General features: G+C 59.5%; 19 protein-coding genes and 2 tRNA genes. 17 read left to right on the plus strand and 4 right to left on the minus strand.

Annotated features, from left to right (window positions below):
• The first annotated feature begins 24 nt into the window (after positions 1-24).
• From Q7W83_RS02580 to Q7W83_RS02625, 10 genes are all read left to right on the plus strand, one after another.
• Positions 25-1404, plus strand: a complete 1380-nt coding sequence (locus Q7W83_RS02580) for an N-acetylmuramoyl-L-alanine amidase (protein ID WP_412071778.1) — start codon at positions 25-27, stop codon at positions 1402-1404.
• The gene (gene mutL / locus Q7W83_RS02585; RefSeq protein ID WP_473655633.1) at positions 1401-3308 is read left to right on the plus strand and encodes a DNA mismatch repair endonuclease MutL; all 1908 of its coding nucleotides are present in this window, start codon (positions 1401-1403) and stop codon (positions 3306-3308) included. The genes Q7W83_RS02580 and mutL overlap by 4 nt, the downstream gene beginning before the upstream one ends.
• Positions 3308-4279, plus strand: a complete 972-nt coding sequence (gene miaA, locus Q7W83_RS02590) for a tRNA (adenosine(37)-N6)-dimethylallyltransferase MiaA (RefSeq protein ID WP_150654536.1) — start codon at positions 3308-3310, stop codon at positions 4277-4279. The genes mutL and miaA overlap by 1 nt, the downstream gene beginning before the upstream one ends.
• Positions 4280-4374: 95 nt before the next feature.
• Positions 4375-4635 (plus strand): RNA chaperone Hfq, encoded by a 261-nt coding sequence (gene hfq / locus Q7W83_RS02595; protein WP_007902656.1) that lies wholly within the window; start codon positions 4375-4377, stop codon positions 4633-4635.
• 12 nt (positions 4636-4647) lie between these two features.
• A complete protein-coding gene (gene hflX / locus Q7W83_RS02600) occupies positions 4648-5949 on the plus strand; it encodes a ribosome rescue GTPase HflX (RefSeq protein ID WP_150632413.1) in 1302 nt (433 codons plus the stop codon).
• Positions 5950-6045: 96 nt separating this feature from the next.
• Positions 6046-7218: an FtsH protease activity modulator HflK gene (hflK, locus tag Q7W83_RS02605; protein WP_150632414.1), complete on the plus strand. Its 1173-nt coding sequence runs from the start codon at positions 6046-6048 to the stop codon at positions 7216-7218.
• Positions 7218-8087, plus strand: a complete 870-nt coding sequence (gene hflC / locus Q7W83_RS02610; protein ID WP_017336255.1) for a protease modulator HflC — start codon at positions 7218-7220, stop codon at positions 8085-8087. Before hflK ends, hflC begins: the two co-directional genes overlap by 1 nt.
• 316 nt (positions 8088-8403) lie before the next feature.
• Positions 8404-9591 carry an ATP phosphoribosyltransferase regulatory subunit gene (locus tag Q7W83_RS02615; RefSeq protein ID WP_473655634.1) on the plus strand — a complete coding sequence of 396 codons (1188 nt, stop codon included), beginning with the start codon at positions 8404-8406 and terminating at the stop codon, positions 9589-9591.
• A gap of 55 nt (positions 9592-9646) precedes the next feature.
• On the plus strand, positions 9647-10939 hold the full coding sequence (locus Q7W83_RS02620) for an adenylosuccinate synthase (RefSeq protein ID WP_010464193.1): 1293 nt from the start codon (positions 9647-9649) through the stop codon (positions 10937-10939).
• A 150-nt stretch (positions 10940-11089) separates the two neighbouring features.
• Complete coding sequence (locus Q7W83_RS02625; RefSeq protein ID WP_150632416.1) at positions 11090-13024, plus strand: methyl-accepting chemotaxis protein; 1935 nt, start codon at positions 11090-11092, stop codon at positions 13022-13024.
• Positions 13025-13148: 124 nt separating this feature from the next.
• On the opposite strand, the gene Q7W83_RS02630 is transcribed toward Q7W83_RS02625, so the two are convergent.
• The 4 genes from Q7W83_RS02630 to Q7W83_RS02645 all read right to left on the minus strand — a co-directional run bounded on the left by Q7W83_RS02630 (position 13149) and on the right by Q7W83_RS02645 (position 16366).
• Positions 13149-14714, minus strand: coding sequence for an ABC transporter permease (locus Q7W83_RS02630; protein ID WP_473655635.1), 1566 nt, complete (start codon positions 14712-14714; stop codon positions 13149-13151).
• Complete coding sequence (locus Q7W83_RS02635) at positions 14714-15724, minus strand: extracellular solute-binding protein (RefSeq protein ID WP_150639572.1); 1011 nt, start codon at positions 15722-15724, stop codon at positions 14714-14716. Before Q7W83_RS02635 ends, Q7W83_RS02630 begins: the two co-directional genes overlap by 1 nt.
• A 302-nt stretch (positions 15725-16026) precedes the next feature.
• Positions 16027-16113 (minus strand) — tRNA-Leu (locus Q7W83_RS02640).
• Between the two features lie 166 nt (positions 16114-16279).
• Positions 16280-16366 (minus strand) — tRNA-Leu (locus tag Q7W83_RS02645).
• A gap of 226 nt (positions 16367-16592) precedes the next feature.
• Here Q7W83_RS02645 and rnr point away from each other — a divergent pair.
• The 7 genes from rnr (at position 16593) to dnaB (ending at position 23895) form a co-directional block, all read left to right on the plus strand.
• Complete coding sequence (gene rnr / locus Q7W83_RS02650) at positions 16593-19211, plus strand: ribonuclease R (protein WP_473655636.1); 2619 nt, start codon at positions 16593-16595, stop codon at positions 19209-19211.
• Complete coding sequence (gene rlmB / locus Q7W83_RS02655) at positions 19208-19975, plus strand: 23S rRNA (guanosine(2251)-2'-O)-methyltransferase RlmB (protein ID WP_150632420.1); 768 nt, start codon at positions 19208-19210, stop codon at positions 19973-19975. The genes rnr and rlmB overlap by 4 nt, the downstream gene beginning before the upstream one ends.
• 314 nt (positions 19976-20289) lie before the next feature.
• Positions 20290-20712: a 30S ribosomal protein S6 gene (gene rpsF, locus Q7W83_RS02660; RefSeq protein ID WP_003217491.1), complete on the plus strand. Its 423-nt coding sequence runs from the start codon at positions 20290-20292 to the stop codon at positions 20710-20712.
• Between the two features lie 28 nt (positions 20713-20740).
• A complete protein-coding gene (rpsR, locus tag Q7W83_RS02665) occupies positions 20741-20971 on the plus strand; it encodes a 30S ribosomal protein S18 (RefSeq protein ID WP_002551829.1) in 231 nt (76 codons plus the stop codon).
• 36 nt (positions 20972-21007) lie between these two features.
• The gene (locus Q7W83_RS02670; protein WP_150632421.1) at positions 21008-21901 is read left to right on the plus strand and encodes a YybS family protein; all 894 of its coding nucleotides are present in this window, start codon (positions 21008-21010) and stop codon (positions 21899-21901) included.
• A 19-nt stretch (positions 21902-21920) separates the two neighbouring features.
• Positions 21921-22367, plus strand: a complete 447-nt coding sequence (gene rplI / locus Q7W83_RS02675) for a 50S ribosomal protein L9 (RefSeq protein ID WP_008035347.1) — start codon at positions 21921-21923, stop codon at positions 22365-22367.
• 133 nt (positions 22368-22500) lie between these two features.
• Positions 22501-23895, plus strand: a complete 1395-nt coding sequence (gene dnaB / locus Q7W83_RS02680) for a replicative DNA helicase (RefSeq protein ID WP_109627711.1) — start codon at positions 22501-22503, stop codon at positions 23893-23895.
• The last annotated feature ends 22 nt before the right edge of the window (positions 23896-23917 follow it).

Consider the following 23917-nt stretch of genomic DNA (forward strand, 5'->3'; position numbering starts at 1 on the left):
CGCGCGATGGTAGCTGCCGTAGGGATGTTGTTTTTGGCGGTGACCGTCAATGCTGTGGCCGAATCGAAGGTCAACAGCGTTCGTCTGTGGCGGGCGCCGGACAACACACGGTTGGTGTTCGACCTGACCGGGCCGGTGCAACACAGCGTTTTCACCCTGACAGCCCCGGACCGACTGGTGATCGACATCAACGGCGCGACCCTCGGTGCGCCGTTGAACGTCTCCACCGCCAACACCCCGATCACCGCCATGCGCTCGGCCCAACGCACGCCGACTGACCTGCGGGTGGTCATCGACCTGAAAAAAGCCGTTACGCCGAAAAGCTTCACCCTGGCGCCGAATGCCCAGTACGGCAACCGTCTGGTGGTCGATCTGTTCGATAACGCCGCCGACGCCGCGCCAATCCCCGCGCCGACCAACGTTGCCACCGTCGCCCCGGTGCCGGTCACCCCGGTCGACCCTCCGGTCAAGCTGCCGCCCGCACCGGCCGGCAAGCGCGACATCATTGTCGTGATCGACGCTGGCCACGGCGGCGAAGACCCGGGCGCCTCGGGCTCTCGCGGTCAGCGTGAAAAAGACGTGGTGCTGGCCATCGCTCGTGAATTGCAGCGTCAGGTCAACGGCATGAAAGGCTTCCGCGCCGAGCTGACCCGCACCGGCGACTACTTCATTCCGTTGCGTGGTCGTACCGAGATCGCCCGCAAAAAAGGCGCCGACCTCTTCGTTTCGATCCACGCCGATGCCGCGCCTTCGGCCGCTGCGTTCGGTGCATCGGTGTTTGCCCTGTCTGATCGCGGCGCCACGTCGGAAACTGCCCGTTGGCTGGCCGACAGTGAAAACCGCTCCGACTTGATTGGTGGCGCCGGCAACGTCAGCCTCGACGACAAGGACCGCATGCTCGCGGGCGTGCTGCTCGACTTGTCGATGACCGCTTCCCTGACCTCCAGCCTGAACGTCGGCCAGAAAGTTTTAAGCAACATCGGCCGCGTCACGCCGCTACACAAGCAGCGTGTGGAACAAGCCGGGTTCATGGTGTTGAAGTCGCCGGATATCCCGTCGATCCTGGTGGAAACCGGGTTCATCTCCAACGCCAACGAAGCCTCGAAACTCGCGGCGGCCAACCACCAGCAAGCGCTGGCTCGTTCGATCAGCAGCGGCGTGCGCCAGTTCTTCCAGCAGAATCCACCACCGGGCACTTACATCGCCTGGCTGCGCGATTCCGGCAAAATCGCCCAAGGGCCGCGTGATCACCGGGTAAACCCGGGGGAAACCCTGGCGATGATCGCCGTGCGTTATCAAGTGTCCCCGGCCACCTTGCGCAGCGCCAACAACCTGAAAAGTGACGAGTTGAAAGTCGGTCAGACCCTGACCATTCCCGGCACCGAACTGGCGTCCAAAGAATGAATCAGGCCGTGACCAACAGCGCTCGCATCGAGCTGCTCAGCCCGCGACTGGCGAACCAGATTGCCGCCGGCGAGGTGGTAGAGCGCCCGGCATCGGTGATCAAGGAGTTGCTGGAAAACAGCCTCGACTCCGGCGCCAAACGCATCGATGTCGATGTCGAGCAGGGCGGCGTCAAGCTGCTGCGGGTTCGCGACGATGGCAGCGGCATTTCTGCCGACGACCTGCCGCTGGCCCTGGCCCGTCACGCCACCAGCAAGATCCGCAACCTGGAAGATCTCGAACAGGTCATGAGCCTCGGGTTTCGCGGTGAGGCACTGGCCTCGATCAGTTCCGTGGCGCGCCTGACCCTGACGTCCCGAACCCGCGATGCCGATCAGGCCTGGCAGGTTGAGACCGAAGGCCGGGACATGGCGCCCCGCGTGCAACCGGCGGCTCATCCGGTGGGCACCTCGGTGGAAGTGCGCGACCTGTTTTTCAACACCCCGGCGCGGCGCAAGTTTCTCAAAACCGAAAAAACCGAATTCGATCACCTGCAGGAAGTGATCAAGCGCCTGGCGTTGGCGCGTTTTGATGTGGCGTTTCACCTGCGTCATAACGGCAAGACCATCCTCAGCCTGCATGAAGCCCATGATGACGCGGCCCGCGCCCGGCGTGTGGCGGCCATCTGCGGTTCAGGTTTCCTCGAGCAGGCGTTGCCGATCGAAATCGAGCGCAATGGCCTGCATTTGTGGGGTTGGGTTGGCTTGCCAACGTTCAACCGCAGCCAGGCGGACTTGCAGTATTTCTTTGTGAATGGCCGTGCCGTGCGCGACAAACTGGTGGCCCACGCGGTGCGCCAGGCCTATCGCGACGTGTTGTTCAATGGTCGGCATCCGACCTTCGTGCTGTTTTTCGAAGTCGATCCGGCCGGTGTCGATGTCAACGTGCACCCGACCAAACACGAAGTGCGCTTCCGTGACGGGCGCATGGTCCACGATTTCCTCTATGGCACCTTGCACCGCGCCTTGGGCGACGTGCGGCCGGATGACCATTTGGCAGCGCCAGTGGCGACAGCCATTGTTCGGCCGAGCGGCATCGAGGCTGGCGAGTTCGGTCCGCAGGGCGAAATGCGTCTGGCGGCCAATGCGTTGCTGGAACAGCCTCAGGCACAACCCTCGCTCAACACGGCTGGCTCGGGCGCGGGCGCCGGTTTTCAGTACCAATACACGCCGCGTCCGCAGTCCGGTGTGCCTGCGGCTGAAGCCCAGGCTGCCTACCGTAAGTTTTTTGCGCCGTTGCCAGAAGCCAACGCGGTCCCGCTTCCGGCCGGTCAGGACGATATTCCCCCGCTGGGTTATGCGCTGGCGCAGCTCAAAGGCATCTACATTCTTTCAGAAAACGCTCAAGGCTTGGTTTTGGTGGACATGCACGCCGCCCACGAGCGGATCATGTACGAACGCCTGAAAGTCGCCATGGCCAGCGAAGGCCTGAGCGGTCAGCCGCTGTTGGTTCCGGAATCCTTGGCCGTGAGCGAGCGCGAAGGCGATTGCGCCGAAGAAAACGTCGCGTGGTTCCAGCGTCTGGGCTTTGAACTTCAGCGTCTCGGTCCGGAAACACTGGCCATTCGGCAGATCCCTGCCTTGCTCAAGCAAGCGGAAGCCAATCGGTTGGTCAGCGACGTCCTGGCCGATCTGATGGAATACGGCACCAGCGACCGGATTCAGGCACACCTGAACGAATTGCTCGGCACCATGGCCTGCCACGGCGCAATTCGGGCCAATCGACGTCTGGCCCTGCCGGAAATGAACGGTCTGCTGCGTGATATGGAGAACACCGAGCGCAGCGGTCAATGCAACCATGGCCGACCGACCTGGACCCAATTGGGCCTGGACGATCTGGACAAACTGTTCCTGCGCGGTCGTTGATGAGCCAGCTCCCTCCTGCGATTTTCCTGATGGGCCCGACCGCAGCGGGCAAGACCGACCTGGCCATCGAACTGACCAAAGTCCTGCCTTGCGAGCTGATCAGCGTCGATTCGGCGTTGGTCTATCGCGGTATGGACATCGGCACCGCCAAGCCGTCAAAAGAGATTCTGGCCGAATTCCCCCACCGTCTGATCGATATTCTCGACCCGGCGGAGAGCTATTCGGCTGCGGACTTCCGTCGTGACGCCCTTGAAGCCATGGCCGACATCACCGCACGGGGCAAAATTCCGCTGCTGGTGGGCGGCACAATGCTCTATTACAAGGCTTTGGTCGAAGGTCTGGCGGACATGCCGGCGGCCGATCAGGACGTCCGTGCGCAGATCGAAGAAGAAGCTGCACGCCTTGGCTGGCAAGCCCTGCACGACCAATTGGCAGTCATCGACCCGGAATCGGCGGCGCGTATTCACCCGAACGATCCGCAGCGACTCAGTCGAGCGTTGGAAGTTTATCGTGTCAGCGGTCAGAGCATGACCGCTCTCAGGCTGAGACAATCTGCGCAAAGTACTGAAGCAGCCGCTTCGGGACTGCAACAATTGCCCTATACTGTCGCGAACTTGGCCATTGCTCCGGCAAATCGTCAGGTACTGCACGAGCGAATTAAACAAAGATTCACTTTAATGTTGGAACAGGGATTCATCGACGAGGTCGTAGCCCTGCGTATGCGAAGTGACCTGCATTCCGGGTTGCCGTCTATACGCGCAGTAGGCTACCGACAAGTCTGGGACTACCTGGATGGCAAGCTGACGCAAGCCGAGATGCAGGAGCGTGGAATCATTGCCACGCGCCAATTGGCGAAGCGTCAGTTCACCTGGCTGCGCAGCTGGGCTGATTTACACTGGTTGGACAGCCTGGATTGCGACAATCTGCCGCGCGCCTTGAAATACCTGGGGACCATCTCCATATTGAGCTGAGTCCTTGCAATTGCCGTCTATCCTTGGGGGTGTGACGGCCACAAGCCATCTGTTTACCTATTTTTTTATATTGAATCCTTAAAGGAGTGCGGCACATGTCAAAAGGGCATTCGCTACAAGACCCTTACTTGAATACTTTACGTAAAGAGAAAGTTGGGGTGTCCATCTACCTGGTCAACGGGATCAAACTGCAAGGCACGATCGAGTCTTTCGACCAGTTCGTTATCCTGCTGAAAAACACCGTCAGCCAGATGGTTTACAAACACGCTATCTCTACAGTGGTGCCGGTTCGTCCAATTCGTCTGCCTAGCGCAACCGAATCCGAAGCAGGTGACGCTGAGCCAGGTAACGCCTGATAGGAGTCTCCTTTGTTCTTTGAGCGCCACGGTGGTGGTGAGCGAGTGATCCTCGTTCACTTGGATGGACAGGACCCTGAGGCGCGCGAAGATCCGCAGGAGTTTCAGGAGTTGGCTAATTCGGCCGGCGCCGAGACCGTTGCGTTTTTTAACGTGCCGCGTCATCGGCCAACCGCAAAATTCCTGATCGGTAGCGGCAAGGTCGAGGAACTACGCGACCTGGTTCATGCCGAAAAGGCAGATCTGGTGATCTTCAATCACATCCTCACACCCAGTCAGGAACGTAACCTCGAACGAGTTTTCGAGTGTCGCGTGATTGATCGCACCGGTCTGATTCTCGATATTTTCGCCCAGCGCGCCCGTACCCATGAAGGCAAGCTCCAGGTAGAACTGGCTCAGCTTGACCACATGAGCACGCGGCTGGTTCGTGGCTGGACTCACCTTGAGCGTCAAGGTGGCGGTATCGGCATGCGTGGCCCGGGTGAAACGCAACTGGAAACAGACCGCCGCTTGCTGCGGGTTCGCCTGCGACAGATCAAGGGCCGGCTGGAAAAAGTGCGCAGCCAGCGTGAACAGTCGCGACGTGGTCGTACGCGTGCGGATATCCCTACCGTGTCTTTGGTGGGGTATACCAACGCCGGTAAATCCACGCTCTTCAATAACTTGACGAAATCCGACGTGTACGCGGCTGACCAGTTGTTTGCCACGCTGGACCCGACCTTGCGCCGTCTGGAACTGGACGACCTGGGGCCGATTGTCCTGGCTGATACTGTGGGTTTCATTCGCCACTTGCCCCACAAGCTGGTCGAGGCATTTCGGTCTACCCTCGAAGAGTCGAGCAACTCCGACCTGCTGTTGCACGTGATCGATGCGGCCGAACCGGATCGCATGTTGCAGATCGAGCAGGTGATGGTGGTGCTGGGCGAGATTGGTGCCCAGGACTTGCCGATCCTCGAGGTCTATAACAAACTCGATTTGCTTGAAGGCGTTGAGCCGCAAATCCAGCGTGACGAAAACGGCAAGCCTCAACGGGTCTGGCTTTCGGCGCGTGATGGCAGTGGTCTGGAATTGCTTGAGCAAGCTATTGCCGAGTTGCTGGGCAGTGAGTTGTTTATCGGTACCTTGCGCTTGCCGCAACGATTCGCTCGACTGCGTGCGCAGTTCTTCGAACTCGGAGCGGTGCAGAAAGAAGAACACGACGAAGAAGGTGTCAGCTTGCTGGCCGTTCGATTACCCCGTTCGGAGCTCAATCGGCTGGTCAGCCGTGAAGGCGTTGTGCCGACAGAGTTCATCGAGCAACACACTTTGCAATAAAAGCCTGAGAAAGCGGTTGTGCCGTGGTGACAGGCATTCTGTAGCATTGGTCGGCGCGCCGTGGGTGCGTCTTTGCTTTATCAGATGGAGAGCGCTATGGCTTGGAATGAGCCGGGTGGCAACTCGAATAATCAGGATCCTTGGGGTGGCAAACGCCGCAATAACGGCGACCGCAAGGGGCCACCGGATCTCGACGAGGCCTTCCGAAAGCTGCAGGAAAGCCTGAACGGGTTGTTCGGTGGTGGTAAGAAACGCGGTGATGACGGCGGTGGTTCGGGCAAGAGTGGCGGCTTCGGCGGTCTGCTCGGCATCGGCCTGGTCGTGTTGGCGGCCGTGTGGCTGTACAGCGCGGTCTACGTGGTCGACGAGCAGGAGCAAGCCGTGGTGCTGCGCTTCGGCAAGTACTACGAAACCGTCGGCCCGGGTCTGAACATCTATTTCCCGCCGATCGATCGCAAGTACCTGGAAAACGTCACGCGTGAGCGTGCGTACACCAAGCAGGGTCAAATGCTGACTGAAGACGAAAACATCGTCGAAGTGCCGCTGACCGTGCAGTACAAGATCAGCAACCTGCAGGACTTCGTGCTGAGCGTAGACCAGCCGGAAATCAGCCTTCAGCACGCGACCGAAAGTGCCTTGCGCCATGTGGTGGGGTCCACCGCGATGGACCAGGTACTGACCGAAGGTCGTGAGTTGATGGCCAGCGAGATCAAGGAGCGTCTGCAACGCTTCATGGATACCTATCGCACCGGTATCACCGTCACTCAGGTCAACGTACAGAACGCAGCGGCGCCGCGTGAAGTGCAGGAAGCTTTCGATGACGTGATTCGCGCTCGGGAAGACGAGCAGCGTTCGCGCAACCAGGCTGAAACCTACGCTAACGGCGTCGTGCCGGAAGCCCGTGGCCAGGCCCAGCGCATCCTTGAAGATGCAAATGGTTACCGCGATGAAACCGTCTCGCGCGCCAAGGGTGAGGCCGATCGCTTCACCAAACTGGTCAGCGAGTATCGCAAGGCCCCTGAAGTGACCCGTGAGCGTCTGTATCTGGACACCATGCAGGAAGTCTTCAGCAATACCAGCAAGGTTCTCGTGACCGGCAACAAGAATGGCCAGAGCAATCTGCTGTACTTGCCGCTGGACAAGATGGTCGAAAGTGGTCGCAACACCAGCACTCCGGTGACTGGCGCGGCAGCCACGAGCAATGAAGCGAATGCACGTGCGGCAGCTGATCTGCAGCAACAGCCAGCACGTACCAGGGAGAGTCGCTGATGAGCAATAAATCGCTGATCACCCTTATTGTCGTCGTCGTTGTAGCGATCGCAGCCTGGAACTGCTTCTACATCGTGGCTCAGACCGAGCGTGCGGTGTTGCTGCAATTTGGTCGTGTGGTTCAGGCCGATGTTCAGCCGGGCCTGCATGTGAAAGTGCCTTACGTTAACCAGGTGCGTAAATTCGACGCGCGTCTGATGACGTTGGATGCACCGACACAACGCTTCCTGACGCTGGAAAAGAAAGCGGTCATGGTCGATGCCTACGCCAAGTGGCGGGTGAAGGACGCGGAGCGCTTCTACACCGCAACTTCCGGTCTCAAGCAGATCGCTGACGAGCGTCTTTCCCGTCGTCTGGAGTCGGGCCTGCGTGACCAGTTTGGTAAACGCACGCTTCATGAAGTGGTTTCTGGTGAGCGTGACGCGTTGATGTCCGATATCACTGCTTCGTTGAACACGATGGCGGAAAAAGAGCTGGGCATCGAAGTGGTCGATGTTCGGGTCAAGGCCATCGACTTGCCGAAAGAAGTGAACCGCAGTGTGTTCGAACGCATGAGTTCCGAGCGTGAGCGTGAAGCTCGCGAGCACCGCGCCAAGGGTAACGAGTTGGCAGAAGGCATTCGTGCCGACGCCGATCGTCAACGCCGCGTGCTGCTGGCTGAAGCTTATCGTGAATCCGAAGAGGTTCGCGGTGATGGTGATGCCCAGGCCGCTGCGATCTACTCCAAGGCCTACGGCCAGGATCAGGAGTTCTACGGTTTCTACCGTAGCCTGCGCGCCTACCGTGAAAGCTTCGCGAACAAATCCGACGTCATGGTCCTGGACCCAAGCAGTGACTTCTTCCGTTACCTGGAAAAAGCCAAGCCTTGATACGACGTTAACCTGAATCATCCCCCGCCTGGCGGCTAAAGCCTCGGGCGGGGTGATCCTTTGGGAAAACGTGTGTATGATGCGGCAGCCGGGAAATTCCCGGCTTTTTTGCGTCTGCACGTTTGATTGCTGTTGTTTAGGCAGGCGCCCGAGTTGAATGACTCGACAGGTTTTTCGAGGAAAGTGATTGGCGAAGCTTATTTTCAGGCTTTTCGCCGCGTTGTTTATGCGTGGCTTGTCAACAAAGCCGATCATTTTCTGCTTCACTCAAGGCTCGCCCAAAGGCTGGCCGCCCGGACCATAGGGGAATGGCGTAATGGCAACGGTAGACCGCTGGCTGCTGCCAGATGGCATCGAAGAAGTACTGCCACCGGAAGCGGCGCGCATTGAAGTTGCGCGTCGTCAGGTGTTGGATCTGTTCCAGAGCTGGGGTTACGAGTTTGTCGTGACTCCCCATATCGAGTACCTGGAATCCCTGCTGACCGGCGCCGGCCAGGACCTCGATCTGCGTACCTTCAAGGTCATCGACCCGCAATCGGGCCGGCAGATGGGTTTCCGTGCCGACATCACGCCGCAAGTGGCGCGTATCGATGCGCACACCCTGCGTCGCGAAGGTCCGAGCCGTCTGTGCTATGCCGGCAGCGTGCTGCATGCAAAGCCGCGTGCCTTGTCGTCCTCGCGCAGCCCGATTCAACTGGGCGCCGAGTTGTACGGCGATGCCAGCCCGAGCAGCGACGTGGAAGTGATCAGTCTGATGCTGGCCATGCTGCAACTGGCCGATGTGCCGGATGTGCACATGGACCTCGGTCATGTCGGCATCTACCGTGGGCTGGCCCGCGCGGCCGGTTTGTCCGGTGAAGTTGAACAACAGTTGTTCGATGCGTTGCAACGCAAAGCCATCGATGAGGTCATTACCTTGACCGAAGGCTTGCCTGCCGAGCTGTCGGGCATGCTGCGGGCGTTGGTTGACCTGTGTGGCGGCCGTGAAGTCCTGGAGGCTGCGCGCGTACGCCTGGCAAATGCGCCGGCGCCAGTTCTGGCAGCGTTGGACGATTTGCTGGCGATTGCCGAGCGTCTGTCCGCACGCTTCCCTGAGTTGCCGCTTTACTTCGACCTGGGCGAGTTGCGCGGCTACCACTACCACACCGGTGTGGTATTCGCGGTGTTCGTGCCGGGCGTTGGTCAGTCCATCGCTCAGGGCGGTCGTTACGACGACATCGGCGCCGACTTCGGTCGCGCCCGTCCGGCAACCGGCTTCTCTACCGATTTGAAAACCCTGGTGACCCTGGGGCGTGCTGAAATCGAGCTACCGTCTGGCGGTATCTGGATGCCTGACAGTACGAATGCGGCACTCTGGCAGCAGGTTTGCCAGTTGCGCAGTGAGGGTCAGCGTGTCGTTCAGGCCTTGCCTGGACAACCTTTGGCCGCCGCCCGTGAAGCGGACTGCGACCGGCAATTGATTCAGCAGAACGGGCTTTGGCAAGTATCGCCACTGGCTTCTTGAGTTTTCCTGTCGGCCCGTGGCCGGCACCAAGTTTGCGCGAATGAGGACAAGTGTTATGGGTAAGAATGTCGTAGTCCTGGGCACCCAATGGGGTGATGAGGGCAAAGGCAAGATCGTTGATCTGCTGACCGAACATGCTGCCGCCGTAGTGCGCTACCAGGGTGGCCACAACGCGGGTCACACCCTGGTGATCGATGGCGAAAAAACCGTCTTGCACCTGATCCCGTCGGGCGTGCTGCGCGAAGGCGTGCAGTGCCTGATCGGCAACGGCGTGGTGGTTGCACCCGACGCTCTGCTGCGGGAAATCATCAAGCTGGAAGAGAAAGGCGTACCGGTGCGTGAGCGCCTGCGTATCAGCCCGTCCTGCCCACTGATCCTGTCCTACCACGTAGCGCTGGACCAGGCCCGTGAAAAGGCTCGTGGCGAGCTGAAGATCGGCACCACCGGTCGCGGCATCGGCCCGGCTTATGAAGACAAGGTTGCACGTCGCGGTCTGCGTATCGGTGACCTGTTCCACCGTGAGCGTTTCGCCGCCAAGCTGGGCGAGTTGCTGGATTACCACAACTTTGTCCTGGTCAATTACTACAAAGAACCAGCGATCGACTTCCAGAAAACTCTGGACGAGTGCATGGAATACGCCGAGCTGCTGAAGCCGATGATGCTCGACGTCACCGCCGAGCTGCACGAGCTGCGTCGCGCTGGCAAAGACATCATGTTCGAAGGCGCCCAAGGCTCCCTGCTGGACATCGACCACGGTACTTACCCGTACGTCACCAGTTCCAACACCACCGCGGGCGGCATCGCCACCGGTTCGGGTTTCGGTCCGATGTACCTGGATTACATCCTCGGCATCACCAAGGCCTACACCACTCGCGTCGGTTCGGGCCCGTTCCCGACTGAGCTGTTCGACGACGTTGGCGCGTTCCTCGCCAAACGTGGCCACGAGTTTGGTGCAACCACCGGTCGTGCACGTCGCTGCGGCTGGTTCGACGCTGTCATCCTGCGTCGCGCTATCGACGTCAACAGTATTTCGGGCCTGTGCCTGACCAAGCTGGACGTGCTGGACGGTCTGGAAACCATCAACATCTGTGTTGGCTACAAGAACCAGGATGGTGCAGTGATCGACGCACCGACTGATGCCGACAGCTACATCGGCCTTGAGCCGGTGTACGAAGAGATGCCAGGCTGGACCGAATCGACCGTCGGTGCCAAGACCCTGGAAGAGCTGCCGCAAGCCGCTCGCAACTACATCAAACGCGTCGAAGAGTTGGTCGGCGCGCCGATCGACATTATTTCGACGGGCCCGGACCGCAACGAAACCATCGTTCTGCGTCACCCGTTCGCTTAATAAGTCGTTGATGTAAAACACAAAGGCCCCTTAATCGGGGCCTTTGTCGTTTATGCCTGTTGGACGGCATGACCTTTGCTGTGATCTTCATTAAGAGCATGTCTTCTGGCGTGCCATCAATTTAATGGCGTTAAAGCAGAGGGATATCAAGTGTCGGCGGTTCTCTCATTGTTACAAAGCCGTCTATTGCGGCCCGTGTTCGTTACCCTTGGTATCGCCCTTTTGGTGCAGGTGCTGGTGGCTGTCGCCCTGACTCGGAGCACAGTGACTGCACTGGAAGCCGATCTGGGTGTGCGCCTGGGGGCGGACAGTCAAAAACTCTCTGGTGAGCTTGAGCAGGCGGGGCGTGAAGTCACGTCGAGTCTCGATAACCTCTCCACCAGCACTCGTCAGCGCCTCACGGCCGGTTTGTCCTCGCGACTGGAGGAAGAACAGGCTCAGCTGCGTGCCACGCTGGAAAAGGACCTGAAGGACTCCGCCAATGATATGGCGCAGCTCTTGGCTTCCGTCGCGCCCCGCGCCATGTGGGACAGCGATGTGCCAACCCTGTCCGAATTCGCCCGCCGGGCCCAGCGCAATCCCAACGTGCTGTTCGTGGTCTATGACGACGCAACGGGTCAGCACCTGACGCGCTATCTCAATCGCGAAAACCCGATCAACAAGGCGCTTCTGGAAAAAGGCCAGGGCGAGCGCGCGCTGGACAAAGTGCTGGATGCGGCGAAGAACGACCCGTCGGTCTACTACCTGGAGGCCTCGATCAACCCTAATGGCGTGGAAATCGGCAAGGTTTTGATGGGCGTTTCCACTGCCTCGGTGGAAACCGATCTGGCAGCGCTGGACAAGCGCTTCTCGGCGCTGATCGCCAGCAGTGATCAACTGGTCGGCGACAGCCTCAAAGGTGCGGCAGCTGACAGCGCCACCGCGATGCGGGCGCGTCTGGCCTCCGCTCAGTCCACCGCCTCGGAAATGAAAGCCAACACCACCAGTACCGTGCAGGAAGCCGCGGCGACCTTGCGCTGGCGTATCGGCATGGGCCTGGCGCTGGTGGGTTGCGGCGTATTGCTGTTGCTGGCTGTGGTCTTGGGTCGTCGTGTGGTCAACCGCTTGAGGATGCTGATTACCGCGATGGACGACCTGGCGGCAGGCGAGGGTGACCTGACCAAACGCGTGCAGATCAACAGCAAGGACGAAATCGGCGACATGGCTTCGGCGGTCAATCGCTTTGTGGATAAGTTGCAGCCCATCGTGCGTGAAGCGGGCGATGTGGCTCAGCGCACGGGCGTCGAAATCGGCGCCATGACCCTGCGTAACGCCGGTGCCGACGCGGCCGCGGGTATGCAGCGTGACGAGGTTGCCGAGAGCTTGCGCGCGTTGTCGCAGATGGCTGATGAAGCTCAGTCTGAAAGTCATGCGATGCAGGCGGCCTTGCAGCAGGTAGTGGACATCCGTTCGGCGACCGATGAAAACACCCGGACCTCGGCGAAAGTCGGCAGCTTGATCGAAGCGTTGGCCGGACAGGTCGATACCGGCGCGAAAGTCATCGAGCGACTGGCGCAGCAGAGTGAACAGATTGAAGTGGTGCTGACCGTGATTCACGGGATCGCCGAGCAGACCAACCTGCTGGCGCTGAACGCTGCCATCGAGGCGGCACGTGCCGGCGAGACCGGTCGCGGTTTTGCCGTAGTGGCGGACGAAGTGCGGGCGTTGGCGAGCAAGACCCAGAGTTCCACCGGCGACATTCAGGCGCACATCGTGGCGTTGCAGCAAGGTGCGCGTGAGGCGGTTGCCGCGATTGGCCAGGCGGGGCGTCAGGCCAGCGAAGGTTTGCTGGTGTTGCGCGACAGTGCGCGGTTGCAGCAGTCGGTGCAGGCGTCGGTCGAGCAGGTGCATGCGGCGATTGGTCTGGCGACGCAGGCTGCGGCGCATCAGGCCCAAGGCGCGCAGGCAGTGCGGGGTCGGGTTGAAACCATTCATGCACAGGCTGAGAAAGCGGCTCAGGCGGTGGTGGAAACCACGGCCAGCGGCAAGGTGCTGGATGGCTTGGCGGCGCAGTTGAAGGCGAGCCTGGGGCAGTTCAGGGCTTAAAATTCATATTGGCTGGTCTGACGCTATCGCGAGCAGGCTCGCTCCCACAGTGATTGTTGGTGGACACAAAATTTGTGGGCGCCTCAGATCAAATGTGGGAGCGAGCCTGCTCGCGATGACGGTCTCAGCGGCTCAGATACATCCGAGTTGTCAGTAGGTAAACAGGCAACCCCGACACCAAAATCAACAACGCCGCATAAGGCGCCGCCGCTGCAAATTCCACGTTCGCGGTATGCGCCCAAACCTCCGTCGCCAGTGTATTGAGCCCGGTCGGACTCAGCAGCAACGTCGCCGTCAGCTCCTTCATCGCGTCCAGAAACACCAGCGCAAACGCCGCGCCCAGCGCCGGGAAAATGATCGGCAGCGTTACCCGGCAAAATGCACTGAAGGACGACGCCCCCAGCGTGCGAGCCGCCTCTTCCAGCTGCGGCGCAGCCTTGTTCAATGCCGTACGAATCGGCGCCTGAGCCAGCGGCAGAAACAGCAGCGCATAAGCGATCAGCAGCAATGCCGACGTCTGGTACAGCACCGGCACGTAGTGCAGCGCGAAATACACCAACGTCAGCGCAATCACCAGTCCTGGCAGCGCATGCAGCAGGTACGGCAGGCGCTCGGCCCAGATCGCCAATTGGCCTTTGTAGCGCACCACCAACAAGCCCACTGGCACCGCCAACACCAGGCACAACGCTGCGCCACCCAGCGACAGCACCAGGGACGACAGCAGCGCCTCGCTGATCGCCGCCACCGGAAACGCCGCAGACGAACCGACTGCCAGCCAATACGCCAGCATCCCCAAGGGAATCCCGCTGCCGATGATCGCCAGTGCCAGGCAATACATTTGTCCGGCGACAGCCCAAGGCCCTAATCGAACCTGTTCCGCTTGTCGCGCGGCGCCCTGGCCGGTGCGCACGTGCCGACCTTTACCGCGGACTCGCAGTTCAAGCCACAGCAGTATCAGACACAGCGCGAGCAAAACAGCGGAAAGCATCGCCGCGTTGGCGTTGCTGAATTCCAGTTCGAACTGCTGATAGATCGCCGTGGTGAATGTCTGCAAGCCGATGATCGACAGCGCACCGAATTCCACGAGCATGTGCAGGGCAATCAGTAATGAGCCGGCGAGCAGCGACGGCCAGAGCAGTGGCAGGGTGATTTTGAAGAACACGCCCCAGCGATTCTGTCCAAGCGTCCGTGCGGACTCCTCGAGAGAGGGGTCAAGATTGCGCAGGGTCGCCGCAACCGGCAGAAAAATCAGCGGATACTTGGACAGGGTCATCACCAGGATCGCCCCGCCCAAACCTTCGAAGTGGGCGCTCAACGAAACCCAGGTGAAGCTGCTGACAAAAGCCGGCACCGCGAACGGCAAGCACAGAATCACGCCCCACAAACGCCGTCCGGGCAAGTCGCTGCGCTCAAGCAGCCAAGCCAGCGAGAGGCCGATCACGCCACAGGCAACCGTCACGCCCACCATCAATGCCAAGGTATTGCGCAGCAGGCCGAACACATAAGGTCGCCACAACAGATGCAACGCTTCGGCCCAGCCGGCCTGCCAGGTCTTGAGACCGACGTATGCCAGCGGCAAAAGACTGAGCACCACCAGCAGCAAAACCGGCAACAACAACCAAATCGAAGGCCGTTTGCGCCGTGGCACGTAGACCCCGCGAGAAGCAGGGGCTGATAACGATGCGCTCATCAGTTCAAGCCAACGTCACGTTCCAGGTCTAGGGCTTCTTCGGCGTTGCCGAGGTCGGCTGGCGTGACTTTCGGCGCCTCAAGCTCGCTGAATGGCTTGAGGCCGCGATCCGATTCCATGCCTTTGTGCAGCGGGTATTCGGCGGTGGTCTGGGTGATTACGCGCTGACCTTCTTCGCTGGCCATGTAGGCGAGGAATTGCTGGGCTTCTTTTGGATGTTTGCTGGATTTCAGTACCGCTGCGCTGGAAACGGTGATCAGTCCGCCGACATCGCCGCCAGTGAAGTAATGCAATTTCGAATCGAGCTGGCCTTTTTCGCGTTGCAAGGCGAACCAGTAGTAGTTGTTCACCAGCACGGTCGCGACTTCGCCGTTTTCCACGGCTTTGAGTGCGACCATGTTGTTGCTGTAGGTCTTGCCGAATGCGCGCAAACCGGTCAGCCATTCTTCGGCTGCGTCCATGCCGTGCACTTTGATGATTGCCACGGCTTGTTCCTGGAACGCGCCGCTGGTGGGCACGAAGCCAACCTTGCCTTGCCATTTCGGGTCGGAGAATTCCATCACCGATTTTGGCAGGTCTTTTTCATCGATCAGTTTTGGATTGAACGCAACCACGCGGACTCGCGCGGTGATGCCGATCCAGGTGCCATTGCCGGCGACGTAGTCTTTGGGCAGGACGGCAAGGGTGGCGGCATCGGTTTGTGCCAGCAGGCCCTGTTCGCCAAGTTTGTTCAGCGGCGGGGATTCTTCGGTGTAGATCACGTCGGCCGGAGAGCGATCACCTTCCTCGACGACCTGGCTGGCGAGCTGGTTGCTGCTGCCTTTGCGCACGTTGACGTGGATGCCGGTCTTGTCCTCGAAAGCCTTGGCGACGGCGTCGCCGACTTCCTTGTGTTGGCCGTTGTAGAGTGTCAGGGAAACTGGATCAGCAGCCTGGGTGAGGGGAGTGGCGAGTGCCAGGCCGAGTAGGGTGAAGGTCAGGCCGCGGCGCAGGGTATTTCGAAACATCATTCGCAGGGTTCCTCACTGTCGCATTGCAAAAACTTGTAACAATGATAAACGATATTGTTTCTCAAGTGCGCCTTGCGGGGAGCGGCACGCGTTCGTATCTCCCTTGCAGGAGCGAGCTTGCTCGCGATGGGCGTGAACGGTGACGCGTGATGATTGGAGAAATGTGTTGCCTGGGCTCATCGTCGGAACGCCGCCCGGAGCAAGCTCGCTCCAGGGTTTGTGTAGTTTTTCAGATGCCAGAAACGCAAAAACCCGCTTTCGCGGGTTTTTGTGAATTCCAGAGCGAACTCTGAAATTTGAATTGGTGCCCAGAAGAAGACTCGAACTTCCACGACCTTGCGGTCACCAGCACCTGAAGCTGGCGTGTCTACCAATTTCACCATCTGGGCATAATCTTCAGCGTTGCCGCTGTTGATGTGGCGCACTATACGGAGAGCGTTTTGATCTGTAAACCCCTGATTTGGTTTTAATAAATCAGAACCTTAGAATGCAAAAAACCCGCTTTCGCGGGTTTTTGTGCGAGCCTTGAAATTGATCTAATCTCAAGCTCGAAATTGGTGCCCAGAAGAAGACTCGAACTTCCACGACCTTGCGGTCACCAGCACCTGAAGCTGGCGTGTCTACCAATTTCACCATCTGGGCAGTATCGGCAGCGCTAGTGCGTCGTCGATGGCGCGCACTATACGGAGCGTCTTTTTAACTGTAAACCCCCAGCATCAAAAAAACCTGAAAAATATTACCAGTGGCATTCAAGTAAGCTTTTCGGTGTCGATAAAGGGCTTTAGGTGGGCTCTCATAGCCTGAAATTTCCCGTTTCATTACGCCTATGCCAAACTAACCCGCATATAGACAAGGTGAAAACTCTCTAATGGCCGATTGGCAGTCCCTCGATCCCGAGGCCGCTCGTGAAGCGGAAAAATATGAAAACCCTATTCCTAGCCGCGAACTGATCCTTCAGCACCTTGCTGATCGGGGTTCGCCTGCTAACCGCGAGCAACTGGTCGAAGAGTTTGGTCTGACCACAGAAGACCAGATCGAAGCCCTGCGTCGCCGTCTGCGCGCCATGGAGCGCGATGCTCAGCTCATCTATACCCGTCGCGGCACGTATGCGCCGGTGGACAAGCTCGACCTGATCCTGGGCCGCATCAGCGGTCACCGTGACGGCTTCGGCTTCCTGGTTCCGGACGACGGCAGTGACGACTTGTTCATGAGCCCGGCGCAAATGCGTCTGGTGTTCGATGGTGACCGTGCGCTGGCGCGTGTTTCCGGCCTGGACCGTCGTGGTCGCCGCGAAGGCATGATCGTCGAAGTGGTGTCCCGCGCTCACGAAACCATCGTCGGCCGTTACTTCGAAGAGGGCGGTATCGGTTTTGTCGTTGCAGACAATCCGAAGATCCAGCAGGAAGTGCTGGTCACGCCGGGCCGCAATGCCAACGCGAAAATCGGTCAGTTCGTTGAGGTGAAGATCACTCACTGGCCGACCCCGCGCTTCCAGCCGCAAGGCGACGTGGTCGAGGTCGTGGGCAACTACATGGCGCCGGGCATGGAAATCGACGTCGCCCTGCGCGCGTACGATATCCCGCACGTCTGGCCTGAAGCGGTGTTGAAAGAAGCCGCCAAGCTCAAGCCTGAAGTCGAAGAGAAAGACAAAGAGAAGCGCATCGATCTGCGCCATCTGCCGTTCGTCACCATTGACGGTGAAGACGCGCGCGACTTCGATGATGCCGTTTACTGTGAAGCGAAGCCGGGCAAGCTGCGCCTGTTCTCCGGCGGCTGGAAGTTGTACGTGGCGATTGCCGACGTTTCCAGCTACGTGAAGATCGGTTCGGCGCTGGACAACGAATCCCAGGTTCGCGGCAACTCCGTTTACTTCCCGGAGCGCGTAGTGCCGATGCTGCCCGAGCAGCTGTCCAACGGCCTGTGCTCGCTGAACCCGCACGTCGATCGCCTGGCGATGGTCTGCGAAATGACCATCTCCAAATCCGGCGAGATGACCGATTACTGCTTCTACGAAGCGGTGATTCACTCCCACGCCCGCCTGACCTACAACAAGGTCAGCGCGATGCTGGAAACGCCGAAGCTCACCGAAGCGCGTCAGCTTCGTGGCGAGTACAACGATGTCTTGCCTCACCTCAAGCAGCTTTACGCGCTGTACAAAGTGCTGCTGGGCGCGCGTCACGTGCGTGGTGCGATCGATTTCGAAACCCAGGAAACCCGGATCATCTTCGGCACCGAGCGCAAGATTGCCGAAATTCGTCCGACCGTTCGTAACGATGCGCACAAGCTGATCGAGGAATGCATGCTGGCGGCCAACGTGGCCACCGCGGAATTCCTGAAGAAGCACGAAATTCCTGCTCTGTATCGCGTTCACAACGGTCCGCCACCGGAGCGTCTGGAAAAACTGCGCGCGTTCCTGGGTGAGCTCGGCCTGTCCCTGCACAAAGGCAAGGACGGCCCGTCGCCGAAGGATTACCAGGCGTTGCTGGCGAGCATCAAGGACCGTCCGGATTTCCACCTGATCCAGACCGTCATGCTGCGTTCCCTGAGCCAAGCGGTGTATAGCGCCGATAACCAGGGCCACTTCGGCCTGAATTACGAAGCCTATACCCACTTCACTTCGCCGATCCGCCGCTACCCGGACCTGCTCACGCACCGGGCGATCCGCAGCGTCATCCATTCCAAGCAGGACACCCCGCACGTTCGCCGTGCCGGCGCGATGACCATTCCGAAAGCACGCATCTATCCGTACGACGAGGCTGCGCTGGAGCAGCTCGGCGAGCAGTGCTCGATGAGCGAGCGCCGCGCCGACGAAGCGACTCGCGACGTGGTGAACTGGCTCAAGTGCGAGTTCATGAAAGATCGCGTAGGCGAGTCGTTCCCGGGTGTGATCACCGCCGTGACGGGTTTTGGCCTGTTCGTCGAGCTGACCGATATCTACGTCGAAGGCCTGGTGCACGTCACCGCGCTGCCGGGCGATTACTACCACTTCGACCCTGTGCATCACCGCCTCGCGGGTGAGCGCACCGGTCGCAGCTTCCGTCTTGGCGACACCGTTGAAGTGCGTGTAATGCGCGTCGACCTCGACGAACGCAAGATCGACTTCGAGATGGCTGAAAAAACCATCAGCGCGCCGATCGGCCGCAAGAAGCGTGGGGCTGAAACCACTGCTCCTGCTGGCAAGACCGCAGCAGAGCCGGCGCCGGCGAAAACCGGTCGTCGTCCGGCCAAGGAAAAAGCGCCCGAAGCCTATCGCCCAAGCGATGCGGCGGCAAAAAACGCCGAACTGCGCAAAAGCCGTGAACTGAAGCAGGCGTTGCTGTCTGAAGCGAAAAGCGGTGGTAAAGCGGCGTCTGGGGGAAAGACCGGACGGTCGGCGCCGGACAAGGCTCCCGGCAGCAAACCGAGCAAACACCGTAAAGGCCCGCCGAAAGCGGGCTCGGCCCCAGCCAAAAGCGGCGGGGCGCGTAAACCTAAGGCCAAGTCATGAGTCAGTTGGAAAAAATCTACGGCGTGCATGCGGTAGAAGCATTGCTGCGTCACCACCCGAAACGCGTCAAGCAGATCTGGCTGGCTGAAGGCCGCAGTGATCCGCGGGTTCAGACGCTGATCGAGCTCGCTGCGGAAAATCGCATAGCCGTCGGCAACGCCGAGCGTCGTGAACTGGATGCCTGGGTTGAAGGCGTGCACCAGGGCGTGGTGGCGGATGTGAGTCCGAGCCAGGTTTGGGGCGAGGCCATGCTCGACGAGCTGCTCGATCGTACCGACGGCGCACCGCTGCTGCTGGTGCTCGACGGCGTGACCGATCCGCACAACCTTGGCGCTTGCCTGCGCTCGGCCGATGCTGCCGGCGCGCTGGCGGTGATTGTTCCGAAAGACAAGTCAGCCACGCTGACCCCGACGGTACGAAAAGTCGCCTGTGGCGCGGCGGAAGTGATTCCACTGGTCGCGGTGACCAATCTGGCGCGCACCCTGGAAAAACTCAAGCAACGTGGCTTGTGGGTCGTCGGTACGGCGGGCGAGGCTGAACAGAGCCTGTATCAGCATGACATGACCGGCCCGACCATCCTGATCATGGGCGCAGAAGGCAGTGGCATGCGTCGTCTGACTCGTGATCTGTGCGACTACCTGGTGCACCTGCCGATGGCCGGCAGCGTCAGCAGCCTCAACGTTTCCGTGGCGACTGGCGTGTGCCTGTTCGAAGCGCAGCGCCAGCGCAGCGTCAAGGCTGCCGGAACCGCTAAAAAGCCATAAGTCGGTTGTAATCCCTGTGGGAGCGAGCTTGCTCGCGGTAGCGGAGTAACATTCAGCATTAATGTTGAATGTTGCGTCCTCATCGCGAGCAAGCTCGCTCCCACAGTGGTTTGTGATGTGGCGAAATTGGGTGAGTGAGCAAACTGTTCAAATAATCACCAATTGCCTTGCACCTCTTCTGTCCCTTCTCTACAATTGCGCCCCTTGCTGTGACGGCAGGCACGCATGTGTCTATCGCAAGCAAGTCCATAAGTGTCATTCACTCCTTGTCTGACCGCTTTTGAGCGGCAGGCTACAACCCGTAAGGAGCATTCATGCGTCATTACGAAATCATCTTTTTGGTCCACCCGGATCAAAGCGAGCAAGTCGGCGGCATGGTTGAGCGTTACACCAAGCTGATCGAAGAAGACGGCGGCAAAATCCACCGTCTGGAAGATTGGGGCCGTCGTCAACTGGCCTACGCAATCAACAATGTTCACAAGGCTCACTACGTGATGCTGAACGTTGAGTGCACTGGCAAGGCCCTGGCCGAGCTGGAAGACAACTTCCGCTACAACGATGCAGTGATCCGTAACCTGGTCATCCGTCGCGAAGAAGCCGTCACCGGCCAATCCGAGATGCTCAAGGCTGAAGAAAACCGCAGTGAGCGCCGTGAGCGTCGCGACCGTCCTGAGCACGAAGGCGCCGAAAGCGCTGATAGTGATGACAGCGACAACAGCGATAACGCTGACGAGTAATCCACGGACCTTTTGAGGAGCCTATTACATGGCACGTTTCTTCCGTCGTCGTAAATTCTGCCGCTTCACCGCTGAAGACGTGAAAGAGATCGATTACAAAGATCTCAACACTCTGAAAGCTTATGTATCCGAGACCGGCAAAATCGTTCCAAGCCGCATCACCGGTACCAAAGCACGTTATCAGCGTCAGCTGGCCACCGCTATCAAGCGCGCCCGCTTCCTGGCCCTGCTGGCCTACACCGACAGCCACGGCCGCTGAGACCGGGCAGTCGACACGTAGCAAAGGATTGAATGTATGCGTGCCATAGCTGAGTTCATCATGCGCGGCCGTATGCAGGCCACTCTTGTAGTGGCCGGATGCGCAACATTGCCGTTGTTGTATTGGTTGGGTGCTGCCGCCGGATGCCTTGTGCTCCTGCGGCGCGGATTGAAGGACGCCCTTGGCGTACTTGCTCTGGGACTGCTGCCAGCGTTGATCTGGTGGCTTTACTCCGATGACCCACGGGCACTTCTGGTGCTGCTGGGGTCTTCGAGCCTTGCGTTGGTTTTGCGCGCAAGCGAGTCCTGGAACCGCGTGCTGCTGGTCAGCATAGCGATGGGAGTGGTGTTTGCAGTGGTGCTGGGGACAGTTTTTGCTCCCCAAATCGAGATGCTGGCGCAGGCTTTGATAAAAGTCATGCCGTCGCTACTCGGTGATGTCTACCAGAAGTTGTCGGTAGACGAGCAAGCGCATTTTGCGTCCCTGATTGCACCGGTCCTGACCGGCCTGATTGCGGCCTTGTTGCAAATCGTCAGCGTGCTGAGCCTGATTGTCGGGCGCTACTGGCAGGCGTTGTTGTACAACCCGGGTGGTTTTGGTCGCGAGTTTCGCGCCATCCGATTCCCGCTGGGGCTGGCGATGTTACTGCTGGCGTTCATGCTTCTGGGGCCGAACATCGGTCCGCAGATGGCCATGTTGACGCCGTTGTGCAGTGTACCGCTGGTATTCGCCGGGCTGGCCCTGATTCATGGGCTGGTGGCGCAAAAGCGACTGGCCAGGTTCTGGTTGGTGGGGTTGTACGTCACGCTGTTGCTGTTCATGCAGCTGATCTATCCGTTGCTGGTGGTCCTGGCCATCGTCGACAGCCTGATTGATTTTCGCGGTCGTTCGGCGCCGAAAGACGTCGATAGCGCGAACGGTGAAGGTTAAAAGTTAAGAGGATTTTCACATGCAACTGATCCTTCTGGAAAAAGTCACCAACCTGGGCAACCTGGGTGACAAAGTAAACGTTAAGGCTGGTTACGGTCGTAACTACCTGCTGCCTTACGGCAAAGCTACCGCCGCGACCCCAGCCAACCTGGCTGCGTTCGAAGAGCGTCGTGCTGAGCTGGAAAAAGCCGCAGCTGACCGTAAAACTTCGGCTGAAAGCCGTGCCGCCCAACTGGCTGAGCTGGAAGTGACTATCACTGCCACCGCTGGTGACGAAGGCAAGCTGTTCGGTTCGATCGGTACTCACGACATCGCTGATGCACTGACCGCCTCTGGCGTTGAAGTTGCAAAAAGCGAAGTTCGTCTGCCGAACGGCACCATCCGCAACGTAGGCGAATTCGACGTAGCCGTGCACCTGCACGCCGAAGTTGAAGCCACCGTACGCGTTGTCGTGGTAGCAGCTTAAGCAGCACTTGTCGGCTGGCACCCTCGGGTGCTTGTCGGTAACATCGGGCACGATCCTGTTTACAGGTCGTGCCCTTTGTCTTTCTGCAGTTCCTGTTTTTCACACCCTGCTTTTCTAATATAACCAAGTGGCCATGAACGATATCTCCGCTCCCGAGCAATACGATCTGCAAACAGCTGCCCTGAAGGTGCCGCCGCATTCCATCGAGGCCGAACAGGCCGTGCTCGGTGGTCTGATGCTGGACAACAACGCCTGGGAACGCGTGCTCGATCAAGTCTCCGACGGCGATTTCTATCGGCATGACCACCGCCTGATCTTCCGCGCGATCGCCAAGCTCGCCGACCAGAACTCCCCGATCGACGTCGTGACCCTTGCCGAGCAATTGGACAAGGAAGGTCAGACCTCGCAGGTCGGTGGCCTCGGTTACCTCGGTGAACTGGCAAAAAACACGCCGTCCGTCGCCAACATCAAGGCTTATGCGCAGATCGTCCGGGCGCGGGCGACATTGCGGCAGTTGATCGGCATCGCCACCGAGATTGCCGACAGTGCCTTCAACCCGGAAGGCCGTACCGCGGAAGAGATTCTCGACGAGGCCGAGCGGCAGATCTTCCAGATCGCCGAGGCGCGGCCTAAAACGGGCGGCCCGGTGAGCGTGAATGACCTGCTGACCAAGGCCATCGACCGCATCGACACCTTGTTCAACACCGATAACGCCATCACGGGCCTGTCCACCGGTTACACCGACCTCGACGAGAAGACCAGCGGCCTGCAGCCGTCCGACCTGATCATCGTCGCCGGCCGTCCATCCATGGGTAAAACCACCTTTGCGATGAACCTGGTGGAAAACGCCGTGTTGCGCAGCGACAAGTGTGTATTGGTTTACTCGCTGGAGATGCCAGGCGAATCGCTGATCATGCGTATGCTCTCGTCTCTCGGCCGCATCGACCAAACCAAGGTCCGTGCCGGTCGACTGGACGACGACGATTGGCCGCGCCTGACCTCGGCGGTCAACCTGCTCAACGACCGCAAGCTGTTCATCGACGATACGGCGGGTATCAGCCCTTCGGAAATGCGTGCGCGGACCCGGCGTCTGGTGCGTGAGCACGGCGATGTCGCGCTGATCATGATCGACTACCTGCAGCTGATGCAGATCCCGGGTTCCGGCGGCGACAACCGGACCAACGAGATTTCCGAGATCTCCCGTTCCTTGAAAGCCTTGGCCAAGGAGTTCAACTGCCCGGTGGTGGCGTTGTCCCAGCTCAACCGCTCTCTGGAGCAACGTCCGAACAAACGCCCGATCAACTCCGACCTCCGGGAATCCGGAGCGATCGAGCAGGATGCTGACGTGATCATGTTCGTTTACCGGGATGAGGTTTATCACCCGGAAACCGAGCACAAAGGCATCGCCGAAATCATCATCGGCAAGCAGCGGAACGGCCCGATCGGCACGTCGCGACTGGCGTTCATCGGTAAGTACACCCGCTTCGAAAACCTGGCGCCGGGTAGCTACAACTTCGACGACGAATAAAAACCTGTGGGAGCGAGCCTGC

The sequence above is a fragment of the Pseudomonas sp. 300 genome (assembly GCF_055803035.1).